Source organism: Paenibacillus sp. J31P316 (genome assembly GCF_056269105.1).
In genome coordinates this window covers 1-15,974 of record NZ_JBWDNI010000014.1, presented here as the reverse complement: position 1 = coordinate 15,974, position 15,974 = coordinate 1, and the positions used below count along the sequence as shown (strand labels likewise).

General features: G+C 49.8%; 14 protein-coding genes and 1 rRNA gene. 9 read left to right on the top strand and 6 right to left on the bottom strand.

Annotated features, from left to right (window positions below):
* Positions 1-28: 28 nt before the first annotated feature.
* The 5 genes from mnmE to rpmH all read right to left on the bottom strand — a co-directional run bounded on the left by mnmE (position 29) and on the right by rpmH (position 3,671).
* Positions 29-1,408 (bottom strand): tRNA uridine-5-carboxymethylaminomethyl(34) synthesis GTPase MnmE, encoded by a 1,380-nt coding sequence (gene mnmE / locus AC0YNU_RS25720; protein WP_475761783.1) that lies wholly within the window; start codon positions 1,406-1,408, stop codon positions 29-31.
* A gap of 85 nt (positions 1,409-1,493) precedes the next feature.
* Positions 1,494-2,201, bottom strand: coding sequence for an RNA-binding cell elongation regulator Jag/EloR (gene jag / locus AC0YNU_RS25715; RefSeq protein ID WP_475761592.1), 708 nt, complete (start codon positions 2,199-2,201; stop codon positions 1,494-1,496).
* Positions 2,198-2,974: a YidC/Oxa1 family membrane protein insertase gene (locus tag AC0YNU_RS25710; RefSeq protein ID WP_475761590.1), complete on the bottom strand. Its 777-nt coding sequence runs from the start codon at positions 2,972-2,974 to the stop codon at positions 2,198-2,200. The genes jag and AC0YNU_RS25710 overlap by 4 nt, the downstream gene beginning before the upstream one ends.
* A 136-nt stretch (positions 2,975-3,110) precedes the next feature.
* Positions 3,111-3,458, bottom strand: coding sequence for a ribonuclease P protein component (gene rnpA / locus AC0YNU_RS25705; RefSeq protein WP_475761588.1), 348 nt, complete (start codon positions 3,456-3,458; stop codon positions 3,111-3,113).
* Between the two features lie 78 nt (positions 3,459-3,536).
* A complete protein-coding gene (gene rpmH, locus AC0YNU_RS25700; protein WP_090574515.1) occupies positions 3,537-3,671 on the bottom strand; it encodes a 50S ribosomal protein L34 in 135 nt (44 codons plus the stop codon).
* Positions 3,672-4,318: 647 nt separating this feature from the next.
* Here rpmH and dnaA point away from each other — a divergent pair.
* From dnaA to gyrB, 6 genes are all read left to right on the top strand, one after another.
* A complete protein-coding gene (gene dnaA / locus AC0YNU_RS25695) occupies positions 4,319-5,671 on the top strand; it encodes a chromosomal replication initiator protein DnaA (RefSeq protein WP_475761585.1) in 1,353 nt (450 codons plus the stop codon).
* A gap of 251 nt (positions 5,672-5,922) precedes the next feature.
* Complete coding sequence (gene dnaN, locus AC0YNU_RS25690) at positions 5,923-7,065, top strand: DNA polymerase III subunit beta (RefSeq protein WP_475761583.1); 1,143 nt, start codon at positions 5,923-5,925, stop codon at positions 7,063-7,065.
* Between the two features lie 16 nt (positions 7,066-7,081).
* Positions 7,082-7,297: a S4 domain-containing protein YaaA gene (gene yaaA, locus AC0YNU_RS25685; RefSeq protein WP_475761581.1), complete on the top strand. Its 216-nt coding sequence runs from the start codon at positions 7,082-7,084 to the stop codon at positions 7,295-7,297.
* 46 nt (positions 7,298-7,343) lie between these two features.
* On the top strand, positions 7,344-8,453 hold the full coding sequence (gene recF / locus AC0YNU_RS25680) for a DNA replication/repair protein RecF (RefSeq protein ID WP_475761579.1): 1,110 nt from the start codon (positions 7,344-7,346) through the stop codon (positions 8,451-8,453).
* Between the two features lie 32 nt (positions 8,454-8,485).
* Complete coding sequence (remB, locus tag AC0YNU_RS25675) at positions 8,486-8,734, top strand: extracellular matrix regulator RemB (protein WP_161700170.1); 249 nt, start codon at positions 8,486-8,488, stop codon at positions 8,732-8,734.
* 104 nt (positions 8,735-8,838) lie between these two features.
* Positions 8,839-10,755 (top strand): DNA topoisomerase (ATP-hydrolyzing) subunit B, encoded by a 1,917-nt coding sequence (gene gyrB, locus AC0YNU_RS25670; RefSeq protein ID WP_475761577.1) that lies wholly within the window; start codon positions 8,839-8,841, stop codon positions 10,753-10,755.
* 44 nt (positions 10,756-10,799) lie between these two features.
* Here the strand turns inward: gyrB and AC0YNU_RS25665 are convergent, their stop codons facing one another.
* Positions 10,800-11,552 carry a YheC/YheD family protein gene (locus AC0YNU_RS25665; RefSeq protein WP_475761576.1) on the bottom strand — a complete coding sequence of 251 codons (753 nt, stop codon included), beginning with the start codon at positions 11,550-11,552 and terminating at the stop codon, positions 10,800-10,802.
* 386 nt (positions 11,553-11,938) lie between these two features.
* Between AC0YNU_RS25665 and gyrA the strand changes: the two genes are divergently transcribed.
* From gyrA to AC0YNU_RS25650, 3 genes are all read left to right on the top strand, one after another.
* The gene (gene gyrA / locus AC0YNU_RS25660) at positions 11,939-14,428 is read left to right on the top strand and encodes a DNA gyrase subunit A (RefSeq protein WP_475761574.1); all 2,490 of its coding nucleotides are present in this window, start codon (positions 11,939-11,941) and stop codon (positions 14,426-14,428) included.
* A 44-nt stretch (positions 14,429-14,472) separates the two neighbouring features.
* Complete coding sequence (locus AC0YNU_RS25655; protein WP_475761572.1) at positions 14,473-15,558, top strand: HD-GYP domain-containing protein; 1,086 nt, start codon at positions 14,473-14,475, stop codon at positions 15,556-15,558.
* Positions 15,559-15,868: 310 nt separating this feature from the next.
* Positions 15,869-15,974 (top strand): 16S ribosomal RNA (locus tag AC0YNU_RS25650); the annotation flags it as partial.

Sequence of the window (15,974 nt, the reverse complement as noted above, 5' to 3'; positions counted from 1 at the left end):
CTCTATCCCTCCTTGCCTTTCAGAACAATTATTTACCTAAACAGAACTGAGAAAAAATTTGATCGATAAGCGACTCCGCTACCGAATCCCCTATCATTTCGCCTAATTGTTCCCACGCCGTTCTGACATCAATTTGCACAATATCAATCGGGATGCCGATTTCTGTCGCCTCAATTGCATCCACCAGCGATTGCTTAGCTTGATTCAGCAGCGAGATATGCCGAACATTGCTGACATACGTCATATCCGCTGACTCTAATTCACCATCGAAGAACATCCGCTTAATGACATGCTCGAGCTCATCAAGCCCCTGTTCATGAAGCACGGATAATCGGACGATCGCTTCCGCAGGGAATCGTGCCTCGATTTCCGTCGCATCCACCATAGTCGGCAAATCCGTCTTATTAAGCAGTACCACCACCGGGCGGCCGCTCAGCGTATCCATCAGTTCACGGTCATCGGGATGAAGCGTCTCCCCCGCATTCAGCACGAGCAAGATTAGATCCGCTTCGTCGAGCGCCGTACGCGATCGTTCGACACCGATCCGTTCCACGACATCAGCTGTTTCGCGAATGCCGGCTGTATCCAGCAAACGCAGCGGCACGCCTCCAAGCGTAATATATTCTTCGATCACATCCCGCGTGGTTCCGGGAATATCGGTCACGATCGCTTTATTTTCTTGAACAAGCGCATTGAGCAACGAGGACTTCCCTACGTTCGGGCGCCCTACGATGGCAGTAACAATACCCTCACGTAATATTTTGCCTTCCGCCGCGGTTTTTAGCAATCGTTCGATTTCGGCACGCGCCTCGCCGCAGCGTTCCCGAATGTAAGCACTCGTCATGGAAGCAACATCATGCTCCGGATAATCAATGTTGACTTCAATATGCGCCAGCAGCTCGATCAGACCATGTCGCAGCGTCTTCACCTTTTTGGAAAGCATGCCTTCCGATTGCTTCAGTGCAACGGAGAATGCCCGGTCCGACTTCGACCGGATTAGATCAATGACCGCCTCGGCTTGCGTCAAGTCAATCCGCCCATTAAGGAAGGCACGCTTCGTGAACTCGCCTGGCTCGGCCAGTCTAATCTCCCCAGCTCGCAGCAGCAGTTCTAGTACACGCTTGACGGCGACTACACCGCCATGGGTACTTAACTCCACCACGTCTTCCGCTGTAAATGATCGCGGCCCCCGCATAATAGTCAGCAGAATCTCTTCAACCGTTTCGCCGGAAGCCGGATCCACGATATGGCCGTAATGTACGGTATGCGAAGCGACATCGGCAATATTCGACTTGGAACGGAAATAACGTGCGCAGGCCGATACGGCCTCAGGTCCACTAACCCGAATAACGGCAATGCCGCCCTCTCCGACAGCTGTCGAAATGGCGGCAATCGTGTCTTGAATCATCATCATCTAGTCCCTCATTACTTGGTTCAAAATAAAAAATGAGCAATGACCGGTAAGAGCCATTGCTTGAATTGAGCAGTATGCATCATGATTTCAGCGTAATAACGACGCGCCGGTTGGGCTCATCGCCTTTGCTGAACGTCTTTACTTTGGCGTGATTCTGCAGCTGCGAATGAATGATCTTCCGCTCATGCGGCGCCATCGGCTCAAGAACGACTTCTTTTCGAGTCCGAATGACATGTCCCGCCAGGCGGTCCGACAAATCCTCGAGCGTCTTACGGCGGCGCTCGCGAAAATCTTCCGCATCAAGCACGATACGCAGATGACTGTTAGAGTAACGGTTGGCCACGATATTGACCAAATATTGCAAAGCATCGAGCGTTTGACCACGGCGTCCGATTAACATGCCGAGATCTCCGCCGCCGGATAAAGCGAGAACCAATCCATCTTTTGAATCGTTACGAGCAATCGTAATGTCAAGCCCCATCGTTCTTGCCACTTCAATAATGAATCGTTCCGTTTCAAGGATTGCATCCTTCGCAGGCGCCGTACTCTTGTCCACCGCAGGGGCTGAACCGGCCGATACGAGAGGCTCAGCTACTGCGACCCGATCAGTTACAGGCATCAGAGTGAGCTCCACTTTGGCGGCACGAACTCCGATCAGGCCGAACAATCCTTTACTCGGCTTCTCTAGTACGGTTACACTCACGCGTTCCGCGGATACTTGCAATTCCGTTAAACCACTCTTTACAGCATCTTCGATCGTTTTACCCGATGCTACGATTTTCTTCATTTCGCAGGGACACTCTCCTTATCTTTCGGTGAGGTGCGCACATAAAGGAAATAATTTTGCACAATGGTATACGTGTTACTGAAAATCCAGTAGAGCGGCAATGCGGCCGGGAACGAGATGGCCATGACGAAGATCAGTACCGGGAAGATCATCATGATCCCCTGCATAGCAGGCATCGTTTTTTGCTGGGACGACATCATTTTGGACTGAACAAACGTCGTGATCGCGGCTAGGATCGGCAGAATATACGTATGATCCTTCTCGCCAAGCTGCAGCCAGAGGAATGTATGCTCACGAATATTTTCATTCATATAAATCGAGTTATAGAGCGCGATAAAAATAGGCATTTGTACAAGCAGCGGCAAACAACCGGCCAGCGGGTTAACTTTGTGCTGCTGGAAGAGCTTCATCGTTTCTTCTTGCTGCTTCTGAGGGTTGTCTTTATGCTTCTCTTTCAGCTTCGCCAGTTCCGGCTGCAGTGCCTGCATCGCTTTCGAGCTGCGGTACTGCTTAATCGTAAGCGGAAGAATCAATGTCCGTACGATAATAACCATCAGCAGAATCGCAATGCCGTACTCGCCGCCAAACCATTTGGCGAAGTGCTCCAGCGCTTGAGAGAAATAATAAACGACGTTCCGCTGCCAGAAGTTGCCGTGCGATAGATCATCCATGGAAACCGGGTGAGACGCTGAAGAACAGCCGCTCAAGAAAAACATGACGGCGATCAAAGCGAAAGCCGTTAACCAGGTTCGTTTCGAAATACGGGACAACATGTAAATCTCCTCTCTGCGTACCATAAGCGCGGACCTTTCACAGGCACACGCACTGCATAATCATTCACGTTAAACTATATCACATTTTATGGCACAAAGAAACAAGCCCGCCTCAGTGGTTAAGCGATTACAAGGGTCATCGATTCTGTTTCAATAACCCTGCTCGCTTCAGCACGTGAAGCATGCTTTTTTCGAGTTCCTTGATGCCAAGCCCGACAGCCGGTTTGCGGACAATAATGATGAAATCGAGCTGCTCGGCGATTCGGTCCGTCTGATGGCGGACAATCTCCTTCACAAGTCTCCTCATCCGATTGCGCACGACGGCATTGCCGATTTTCTTGCTGGCCGAGACGCCGAGCCTGAACGGTTCCGCTTTATGCTGGCGGGACCAGTACACGACGAATTGGCCATTCGCGAATGATTTGCCGTTTCGATAGATCCGGCTGAAATCCTCGCGCTTACGTAATCGCAGTTTTTTTTGCACGGCGCATCTTCACCGAACCTTTATTGCATAGTATGACCCTTATAAATGAAAAAAAGACCACGTAAAGTGGTCTTAAAGTTACGCGCTCAGTACTTTTCTTCCCCGTTGACGACGGGCGCTCAGCACTTTACGTCCATTTGCGGAAGCCATACGTTTACGGAAACCATGAACTTTTTTACGTTTGCTAACATTCGGTCTAAATGTAGGTCTCATTGATCGATGCACCTCCTATCCTTACTTAACTAACTGTACGTACATGCTATTTCTGATCGTCTTCACGATTAGCAATCGTCGGTTTTCCTATTCGAGGATGCTGCAAGGTCGATAAGAACACTCGAACGATGAGCATTCTCCGTAAAAAACGCCTTTTTAAATTAAACCACGCCCCCATGCAAAAGTCAACCTTCACGACTGCTGAACAAGAGAACGAGGGACTGCCAAATTCAAACTGTGGATAAACTAAGATTTAGCCGAACTGTGCGCAAAATTAATAACATGTGGATGAATTTATCGCACATTCCCGAATTTTGTCGAACTGGTAACAAGATATTAACAATATCTAGTGTTGTCGATAAGTTTTGTACACAACCTATTGAATTTGTGGATAAAATGACCGGAATCGTTGAATATCAAGGGTTATTTTGCTATGATAATTATGTTTTCTGTGTGGATGACTTTAATCCCCCGCAACATTATTAACAGCCTGTGGATAACAATGTGAACAACATTCATCCCCTTCTGATAAGTTTATTTTCCATCCCTTAATAATGTGGACACATTATCAACAGCCGAATTCCCCCTTTCGACATTTTCAGCAGGATAGCGCCGTTCTCGGCGATTTTGATAAGGAGTGACCATTTGTGGATAGCCATACGCACGAAATGTGGCAACAGGTGCTGTCTATCATTCAAACCAAGCTTAGTAAGCCGAGCTTCGATACTTGGTTTAAGGCGACGAAAGCTTCGTTCAGCGGAGATTCCGTCGTCGTCGTGACAGCTCCGACGACTTTCGCGGCCGAATGGCTCGAAAGCCGGTATACCAAGCTTGTGCGGACAACGCTGCAGGAATTTATGGGGCGTCAATTCGACATAAAATTCGTCATCGAAGAGAATAAGCCGCCTGAGCCCGCAGAAATTCATCCTATTGTCGTGCCGCAAGTTCAGGTCGGTCCGGAAGAGCCGTATTCGCATATGCTCAATCCCAAATATATGTTCGACACGTTCGTCATCGGCGCCAACAACCGATTTGCTCATGCCGCATCGCTCGCTGTTGCCGAAGCACCTGCCAAAGCCTATAACCCGCTCTTTCTATATGGTGGCGTCGGTCTCGGCAAAACGCATTTGATGCATGCGATCGGGCATTATATTTTAGAACACAATCCCAATACGCGGGTGCTGTACCTGTCTTCGGAGAAATTCACCAATGAATTTATCAACGCCATCCGTGACAACCGCGGTGAATCCTTTCGTAACAAATACCGAAATATCGACGTGCTGCTGATCGACGATATTCAGTTTCTGGCCGGTAAAGAACAGACTCAAGAAGAGTTTTTCCATACGTTCAACGCCCTGCACGAAGAACGCAAGCAAATCGTCATCTCCAGCGATCGGCCGCCCAAAGAAATTCCGACGCTCGAGGAGCGGCTGCGTTCCCGTTTCGAATGGGGGTTGATCACGGATATTCAGCCGCCCGACCTGGAGACGCGGATCGCGATTCTTAGGAAGAAAGCGAAAGCGGAAAACCTGGACATTCCGAACGAAGCCATGGTTTATATCGCAAGCCAGATCGATACGAACATCCGTGAGCTGGAGGGCGCGCTCATCCGTGTCGTAGCCTATTCATCCTTGATTAACGAGGATATTTCGTCTCATTTGGCAGCTGAAGCGTTGAAGGATATTATTCCGACCAGCAGGCCGAAAATGATTACGATGCAGGACATTCAGCAGAAGGTAGGCGAGCTTTACGGCCTGAAGCTGGAGGAGTTTAAAGCGCGCAAGCGAACGAAAGCCGTTGCGTTCCCAAGGCAAATCGCCATGTACTTGTCCCGGGAATTAACCGACCATTCGCTGCCCAAGATCGGGGAAGCCTTCGGAGGGCGCGACCATACGACGGTCATTCACGCTCACGAGAAAATAACGCAGCAGCTTAAGAATGATACCGAGCTGTTCAAGATCATTCAGACGCTTACCGAGAAGGTTAAGAACCATACGTGATATGAATAGGAAGAATCCTGAATAATAAGCGAAAAAGTTATTCACTTCTTCAACATTTAAACAGCAAGCCTATGCACACGCTATACACATGTGGATAGGCTTGCTTTATCCGTGTTATATACACTTATCCACATATTCAGCGCCCCTACTACGACTTCTACTATTCTTTATTAATAAACATCATCAAAATACGGGTGAAAACGACGCCATCTTCTGCAGCCGTGATCCCCTTTCCTTTAGGAGTGACACTTATGAAATTAACGATCCGAAAAGACCAACTGAACGACGCGATTCAACAAGTATCCAAGGCCTCTTCGACACGTCCGGCAATCCCGATTCTGGGAGGCATCAAAATCGACGTCAATCACCAAGGCGTTACGCTGACAGCAAGCGACACGGATATTTCCATCCAAAGCTTCATTCCCGTCGAAAACGGCGAATTTGTCATCGCCAAAGTCGAAAAACCCGGGAGCGTCGTGCTTCCAGCCAAATTCTTCGTTGAAATCGTCAAGAAGCTGCCTTCGGACGAGCTGGAAATCGAAGTCAAAGACCATTTTCAAACGATGATTCGCTCCGGATCCACGGATATCCAAATGGTTGGACTGGATCCAGAAGAATTCCCTGTTCTGCCGACCATCGAACAAAGCGAATCGATTGCGGTTCCAGGCGATTTGCTGAAATCCATGATTCGTCAGACCGTTTTCGCTGCATCCACAAGTGAACAAACCCCGATTTTGACGGGAGCGCTTTGGAATATGACAGAAGGTCAGCTCAAATTCGTTGCTACGGACCGTCACCGGCTTGCCAGCCGAACGGCGACCGTCGAAGCGCCGGAAGGTTATCGATTCTCAAATGTCGTCATTTCGGGTAAAACGCTGAACGAGCTCTCCAAAATCGTTCCGGACGATCATACACATGTGGATATCGTTGTCGCGGAGAATCAAGTCCTATTCAAAGTCGGCAACGTGCTGTTCTACTCCCGTATTTTGGATGGTACTTACCCGGACACTTCTAAGATTATTCCGCAGCATTTCAAAACAGAACTCGTCCTGCCGACAAAAAAATTGACGGACGCGATCGATCGGGCGTATTTGATGTCGCGGGAAGAGAAAACGAACATCGTTCGGCTCGTCACCCAGGAGGACGGAAGCATCGAAATCTCCTCCAGCTCCACGGAGCTCGGCCGCGTAACGGAACAGGTAGAAGTGAAAGAAATGACCGGCGAGCAGCTGCGCATCGCCTTCAACTCCAAATATATGCTGGATACGCTCAAAGTTATCGACAGTGAATATATATTCATCGGATTCACGGGTGCGATGAGCCCGATCATCATCAAGCCGACGGACCATCCGCACAGCTTGCATCTCATTCTTCCATACCGGACGACAGGCTAAATAAGGAGCTATGACCATGAAAGAAATTGGGATATCAACGGAATATATCGCGCTAGGGCAATTTTTGAAGCTTTCAGAGTGCATCGATTCCGGTGGAGCCGCGAAGTTTTTTTTGCAGGAACATGAGGTTAACGTGAACGGGGAGCCCGATAATCGCCGCGGCCGCAAATTGTATGTCGGGGACAAGGTTGACATTAAGGGATACGGCTTGTTCACGATCGTGACACGGTAATGCGGCAGCCTGCTGTTTTTGCAGCCGATGACCGGGGGGCCATACTATGCGATTAAATTCCATTCAGCTGCAAAATTACCGCAATTACGAGCAGATCGAACTGAAGACCGATAGCCAGGTCAATCTGTTCGTCGGGCGCAACGCGCAGGGCAAAACCAATCTGCTGGAGGCTATTCTTGTCCTTGCGTTAACCAAGTCTCACCGCACGAGCAAAGACAAGGAACTGATAGGCTGGCAATCGAACGAAGCACGCATACGAGGAGAAGTGGAGAAGCGTTACGGCAACGTGACGCTTGATCTCATGTTATCGCAGCAAGGGAAGAAGGCTAGAATCAACGGATTGGAACAACGCAAATTAAGCGATTTTGTCGGCTCGCTTAACGTCGTCATGTTCGCTCCGGAGGATCTTGAAATTGTGAAGGGCACGCCGGGCGTGCGCCGCCGGTTTCTCGACATGGAAATCGGACAGGTGCAGCCCGGTTATTTGCATGCGCTCGGCCAATACCATAAAGTGCTGCAGCAGCGGAATAATTACTTGAAAGCCACGCTGCCTGGCAACGCCAATCCGGCGATGTTGGAAGTTTGGAACATGCAGCTTGCAGAGTATGGTGTTAAAATCGTGAAAAAAAGGCAAAACTTCATAGAGAAGCTTCAAAGATGGGCACAGACCATTCACTCGGGCATAACGGCCGGTTCCGAGGAGCTGACGATCGTGTACCGCCCCTCCTTCGAAAGCGACGCCACCGAAGAAGAATCTATTTTATTTGAGCAATTTATGATAAAGTTAACACAAGTAAAGGATCAGGAGCTTCGTCGCGGGATGACGCTCGTTGGTCCTCATCGTGATGACATGGCCTTTTATATTAATGGCAAAGAAGCCTCGGTTTACGGCTCCCAAGGACAGCAGCGAACGACTGCATTGTCGCTTAAACTAGCTGAAATCGAGCTCATTCATGAAGAAATCGGCGAGTATCCGCTGCTGCTGCTCGATGATGTTTTATCCGAGCTTGACCAGCATCGGCAAACGCAGCTGATTGAAACCTTTCAGAGCAAAGTTCAAACGTTTATTACGACCACGGGGCTTGAGAGCGTTAATATCGGCAAACTGCACGACGCCCGAATTTATCAGGTTCAGGACGGAAATGTAGCGCTGTAATCGCAAGTGACGAAGAAACGGAGGGCGGGTTTATGTATATACATTTAGGCGGAGAGAAAATCATTCGCGCCGCGGAGCTCGTGGCGATTTTCGATATTTCGATCGAGCAATCCTCCAAGCTTTCCAAGCAATTCGTCGCGCAAGCCCGTAAGCGGAAAGACGTTGAAGTCATAGGAGAAGAAGAAGCGAAATCGATCGTAGTGACCGAGCATAAAATCTACTATTCGCCCATCTCATCCTCAACGCTGAAGAAGCGTTCGCACCATTTTGCGACTAATTAGAGGGTTAACGGGCTGTCAGTTTGCAAAGTGGCAAGTAGGTTGCAGGCCCAAGCCGCGAACGAAGTTCGCGACCAGGGTAGTTGAGAGGAGCAGTGAAACCCAGCATGTCGTCGAATCAGCATACGTACGATGAAAGCCAGATTCAGGTTCTTGAAGGGTTAGAGGCGGTACGCAAACGCCCCGGGATGTACATCGGTTCCACGAGTGGAAAAGGACTTCACCATCTCGTATGGGAAGTCGTTGACAATAGCATTGACGAAGCACTGGCAGGTTACTGCACGCGCATTCAAGTGATTATTCACGAGGACAACAGCATTACCGTTATCGATAACGGTCGGGGGATCCCTGTCGGGGAGAACGTGAAGCTTAAGAAATCGACGCTTGAGGTCGTTATGACCGTTCTCCACGCCGGCGGTAAATTCGGCGGCGAAGGCTATAAAGTATCCGGAGGTCTTCACGGCGTCGGGATTTCGGTCGTAAATGCCTTGTCCGAATGGGTCCAGGTTACCGTCAAGCGGGAAGGCAAGGTCTACCGCCAAGAATATCGTCGCGGTGCACCACAATATGACTTGAAAGTCATTGGCGACGCTGAAGAGTCCGATACCGGCACGACGACAACCTTCAAACCGGACGTCGAGATTTTCACCGAAACGCTCGTATACGAATACGAAGTGCTCCAATCGCGGATCCGCGAGCTGGCCTTCTTGAATAAAGGCATTGAAATCGCGCTCACAGACGAGCGTACGGGCACGAGCAATTCGTACAAATACGAAGGCGGCATCATCGAATTCGTCAAGTATTTGAATCGCAGCCGGGAAGCGCTGCACGAAGCGCCGATCTACGTCGAAGGCTCCAAGGACAATATTCAGGTCGAGGTTGCGTTGCAATATAACGACAGCTATACCGAGAATATTTACTCCTTCGCCAACAACATCAACACGCATGAAGGCGGTACTCACGAGTCTGGCTTCAAGAGCGCGTTAACAAGAATCATCAACGAGTACTCCCGTAAGATAAACGCCATCAAAGACAGCGACTCTAACCTGTCCGGCGATGACGTGCGTGAAGGATTGACGGCGATTATCTCTGTCAAGATTCCTGAACCGCAATTCGAGGGACAGACGAAGACGAAGCTTGGCAATAGCGAAGTGCGCGGTATCGTCGAATCGTTCTTTGCCGAGAAGTTCCAGGAATTCTTGGATGAGAATCCAGGCGTCTCCAAGAAAATCGTCGAGAAAGGGCTGTCGGCTTCCCGTGCTCGTGAAGCCGCGCGTAAAGCCCGCGAGCTGACACGCCGCAAGAGCGCATTGGAAGTCAGTGCGCTTCCAGGCAAGCTGGCGGACTGCTCTTCCCGCGATGCATCCATAAGCGAAATTTACATCGTCGAAGGAGACTCCGCAGGCGGATCGGCCAAACAAGGGCGCGATCGTCATTACCAAGCGATTTTGCCGCTCAGAGGTAAAATTCTGAACGTCGAGCGCGCGCGTCTCGACCGGATTCTCTCCAATACGGAGATTCGGGCTATCATTACGGCGCTTGGAACGAGCATTGCGGATGACTTCGATCTTGCCAAAGCGCGTTACCACAAAGTTATTATCATGACGGATGCCGACGTCGACGGCGCCCATATCCGTACACTGCTGCTTACGTTCTTCTTCCGCTACATGCGCAAGATCATCGAGGCAGGTTACGTATATATCGCCCAACCGCCGTTGTTCAAGATTGAACGAAATAAAGTCGTCCGTTATGCGCAAAGCGAAAAAGAACGCGATGCGATTATCGCCGAGTTTGGCGAAGGCGCTAAGGTCAACGTGCAGCGGTACAAAGGTCTCGGCGAGATGAACGCATCGCAGCTATGGGAAACGACAATGGATCCGGAGAGCCGGACGATGCTTCAAGTTACCATCGACGATGCCATCGAAGCGGATAATATTTTCGAGACGCTGATGGGCGACAACGTGGAACCACGCCGCGAATTCATTCAAGAGTTCGCGAAATACGTCAAAAACCTTGATGTCTAGCATATGCAGCAAACAAGCCGTCCGAAGTATCGGGCGGCTTGTCGTTATTTCATGCGCCTGTCGTAGGCGAGGCAATACCGGTAAATGCGGCGAAACATCGTCTTATCGTCCAACTTGCGGAAGATGTAGGGGTCCGGAAGTGTGTTAACTTCAAGAATCCAGGGGCGGAGCGACTCGTCTATAGCCACGTCGATCCCGAGCTCCTTCAATCGGGGATAACGCGTTTGCAGCTGCCTCGCGACAGATGTGCCGATTTCCGCGAGCCACATTTTGTAACTATCAATTTGAGGCTGCGATAGATGAGGATCCATCAGCTTGTCGAAGGCCATAGGAACACCGCCGCTATGATAGTTCGTTACGATTTTTTTGGGATGACTGAGCCGTCCGATGATACCGGTGGTTTCCCATTCCTTTTTGGGATTGCACTGCACCATGACGCGGATATCGAAGCGCAGACCCTCATAAGAGAGCAGCGGAATCCCTTGTTGAATCAGGTACTTCCGGCTTCCAATACGGCTTTGAAGCGAAACAGCCATCTTGTCGAATGAAGAGAAATGCTGCAGATGGGTCCCGGACTGATACGTATACGTGCTATCGGCGAGCTTCTCGACTCGAACGACGCCTAGTCCAAAGGTACCTTGATCGGGCTTCACATAGACCATGCTATGCTGCTCGAGCATAGAAGCCAGTTGCGGAATTTGCCATCGCTTCGTTACCGGAATCCGTTCGCGCAGCGGTTCCGAGAGCAGCAATACTTTTGTTTTTGCCCACTTGCTTTTCACGCGTTGGATGGCCAACAGGGCTCCACCTTTCATGTTAGCGTTCGGGTAGCGGGATTACGAGCCTGCAGGAGACAGGGTTATAAATGAATGGTATAATAGAGATAATGCCTATTTTTAGGTTTTTCCAATTTGCGACCCTATTCGACGCCAACATCATGTTAGTTTATGGCGAAAAAACGGGTTTGGAGCGTGTATTAACCTAAGACCAAAAAGTTTTGGGCGCATGGATCGGTTTGTAACAAGTTTCGGGTATGCAAACGTTTAAGGATGGCAAGAATGTGCCGAAACTATAAGGGATTCTAGCAGTGTCTGATGATTTTTTCTGCTTGCCAGCTGCGTTTGTCATTCCAGGGGCAGCGGCCATTGAAGCTTAACATACGCAAAACATTAGGAGGTTTACGATGGCAGAAGAGAAAAGCCTGCAAGTGCGGGACCGCGATATCGGCACCGAGATGCGCGAATCGTTCATGGATTATGCAATGAGTATCATCGTCAGCCGCGCGCTGCCGGATGTCCGCGATGGTTTGAAGCCGGTTCATCGACGGATTTTGTTCGCGATGTCCGAGCTCGGCATGTCGCCGGATAAGCCTTATAAGAAATCGGCTAGAATCGTCGGCGAAGTCATCGGTAAATACCATCCGCATGGTGACTCGGCTGTATACGAGACTATGGTACGGATGGCACAGGACTTCTCGCTCCGCTATATGCTTATTGATGGACACGGCAACTTTGGATCCATCGACGGCGATATGGCCGCTGCAATGCGTTATACGGAAGCACGTCTTTCCAAGATTGCGATGGAAATGCTGCGTGATATCAATAAAGAAACGATCGATTTTGCACCCAACTACGACGGCGAAGAGCATGAACCGACGGTTCTGCCAGCCCGTTTCCCGAATCTGCTCGTCAATGGTTTGACCGGGATTGCGGTAGGGATGGCAACGAACATTCCTCCGCATAACTTGACGGAGGTTATCAATGGCGTTCAGGCGCTTATCCGCCAGCCGGATATTACGCCAATCGAATTGATGGATTATATCAAAGGTCCGGATTTCCCGACTGCCGGTTTCGTCATGGGACGCGAAGGCATGCGTCAAGCGTATACGACGGGCCGCGGCTCCGTAACGATGCGTGCACGTGCAACCATCGAAGAGAATGGCGGCAAAGCGCGTATCATCGTGCATGAATTGCCGTATCAGGTTGTAAAAGCACGGCTTGTCGAGAAAATCGCCGAGCTTGTACGCGAGAAGAAAATCGAGGGCATCACGGATCTCCGCGACGAGTCTGACCGCAACGGTATGCGTGTCGTCATCGAACTTCGCCGCGATGTGACGCCAACAGTTGTGCTGAACAACCTGTATAAGCAAACCCAAATGCAGATGAATTTCGGCTTCAACATGCTGGCGCTCGTCAAAGGAGAACCGCGCACGCTCAATCTGCGTGATATTCTCTATTACTACTTGGAGCATCAAGTCGAGGTTATACGCCGCCGTACGGAATTCGATCTGAAGAAGGCGGAAGCACGTGCGCATATCTTGGAAGGCTTGCGCATCGCGCTCGACAATCTCGATGAAGTCATCCGATTGATCCGTGCCTCGCAAACGACCGAAGAAGCACGAGAAGGATTGATTTCGCGCTTTGGTCTTAGCTTTGATCAAGCTCAGGCGATTTTGGATATGCGTTTACAGCGCCTCACCGGCTTGGAACGCGACAAGATTGAAGCTGAGTATGCCGAGCTGCTTCGCAAAATCACCGAGTACAAAGCGATTTTGGCAGATGAACAGCTTGTGCTTCAAATCATTAACGAAGAGCTGGAAGAAGTGAAAGAAAAATTCGGTGACGAACGTCGTACAGAGCTGATGACAAGTGAAGACGAGATTCTCGATGAGGACCTGATCCCTCGCGAAGACGTGATCATTTCCGTTACTCACTCCGGCTATGTCAAACGGTTGCCGGTTAAGACCTACCGCAGCCAGAAGCGCGGCGGCAAAGGCGTTATCGGGATGGATACGAAGGATACCGACTTCGTCGAGCATCTCTTCGTTTCCAATACCCATCACTTCCTGCTGTTCTTTACGAATAAAGGCAAGGTTTACAGGCTGAAAGCCTACGAGATTCCAGATCTCAGCCGCACCGCGCGGGGAACGCCGATTATCAATCTGATTCAGATCGAGCAAGGCGAGACGGTCAATGCCGTTATTCCGGTCGAATCCTTCGAGCCGGACCGCTTCTTGTTCTTCGCGACCAAGAACGGCATCGTCAAGAAGACGCCGCTGGATGATTACGCGAACATTCGCAAAGTCGGTCTTATTGCGATCAACTTGCGCGAAGACGATGATCTGATCGGCGTGAAGCTGACAGACGGCAACCAGGAGATCATCATGGGAACAAGCCAAGGCATGTCGATTCGATTCCCCGAGCAAGATGTGCGACCGATGGGCCGTTCTGCTACGGGCGTAAAGGGCATCAGTTCGGATGATGAAGATGAAGTTATCGGCATGGACGTTGTGGCACCGGGCAGCGAGATATTGATCGTAACGGCCAACGGATACGGCAAACGGACCCCAGAAAGCGAATACCGGTCTCAGAGCCGCGGCGGCAAAGGAATCAAAACGCTTAACGTTCAGGAGAAGAAGGGTCTTCTCGTCAGCCTGCGCGTCGTGCAGAATGATGAAGATCTGATGATCATGACGTCTTCCGGTACGTTAATGCGTATGAGCATGGCCGATATTTCGACTATGGGACGAAACACGCAAGGGGTCAGACTGATTAATATCCGTGAAGACGATTCTGTTGCGACGGTAACTCGTGTTGCGCGTAACGAAGAGGCGGACGCAGGAGAAGACGCAGAAGGCAACGAGCCCGAGGAGTTAACCTCGGAGGAAGAATAGTTTTGCGTGGTGTGCTCTTGAGGCATTGATGTGGAGGAGAGGCTATGGGCACGGTATCAGTTTCACAGGTTAAGCTTGGGGACAAAATCATTCAAGATGTCCTTACGCCGCTCGGCAGCGTGCTTTTTCATAAAGGAAAGGTCGTTACGCCCCGGGAATATGACATCTTGCAAGCCTTTCTTGTTCCACATGTAACGATCGACGGGCCAGCGGACAAGAAAGAAGCGGAAGAAGCCGCAAGTGAGAATCAATTAGAAGCGCAGGGGAGCCCTCAAGTCAAATCATCGCTTGCGGAGCAGTATGAGCGTACCGTATTGCTTCTGAAGCGTGTATTTAACCAAATGATGAGCGGACAGCCACTGCCGATTCTAGATATTCGCAATCAGCTGGAATCGCTGCTGCAGCAAAGTCAAGATTACAAGATCCTGACTTTCTCACCGCAAAATGTACCGAGCGAGGATTATCTCTTCCACAAAAGCGTGATGTCGGCATTGAGCTGTTATATGATGGCCCAGTGGAACGGACTACCTAAGAAGGATTGGATGCAATCCGCGCTAGCCGGGCTTCTACACGATATAGGCAATGCCAAGATCGACCGCAACATTTTAAATAAGCCAACCAAGCTCTCGCCAGAAGAAGTTGAAGATATGAAGCGGCATACCGTACTCGGATACCAATTGCTCAAGAATGTCGCGGCAGTTAACGAGGGTGTGAAGCTGGCAGCTCTTCAACATCACGAACGATTTGACGGCAGCGGCTATCCGCTTGGGATCAATTCGGAGAAGATTCACCCTTATGCGAAATTCGTAGCCATTTCGGACATTTTCAATGCAATGACGATGAAGCGTTCCTATCGCAAAGCGACTTCCCCTTATTTGGTGTTGGAGCAACTGCATCAAGATTCCTTTGGTAAACTGGATCCTTCGTACGTGCGCATCTTTATTGAGAAGGCAACGCAGTTTCACAACGGTACGATTGTTCGTCTAAGCGACAATCGTCTTGGAGAAATCGTATTCTCGGATCGTAATCATCCAACGCGGCCATGGGTTTCTGTGAACGGTACAATCGTGAATTTGGCGAACGAGAAACAGCTTTACATTGAAGAAGTTCTGCAACGAACAAAAGCTTAAAAGTAATTCAAAAGAAGGCTTGACCCCTCCCTAATAACTGTGATATATTACTCCTTGCCGCTTTTGAGGCAAAGAAATGTATCACAGTTTTTTAGTAAGTAAAATAAAAAAAAGCTTGCATTGAGACAAGCAACTGTGATATATTAATCAAGTCGCCGCTGAGACATTGGGCGAACGACACTTGAATTTGTTCCTTGAAAACTGAACAATGAGCGACCTGTCAAAAGGTCATAAATCGCGAAATTAACGTTTCGCAAGCTAGTATTTTGAATGAGCTAACAAGCGAATTCATACAATGGCTTCGGCCACTTTTATGGAGAGTTTGATCCTGGCTCAGGACGAACGCTGGCGGCGTGCCTAATACATGCAAGTCGAGCGGAGTTATTCCTTCGGGGATAGCTTAGCGGCGGACGGGT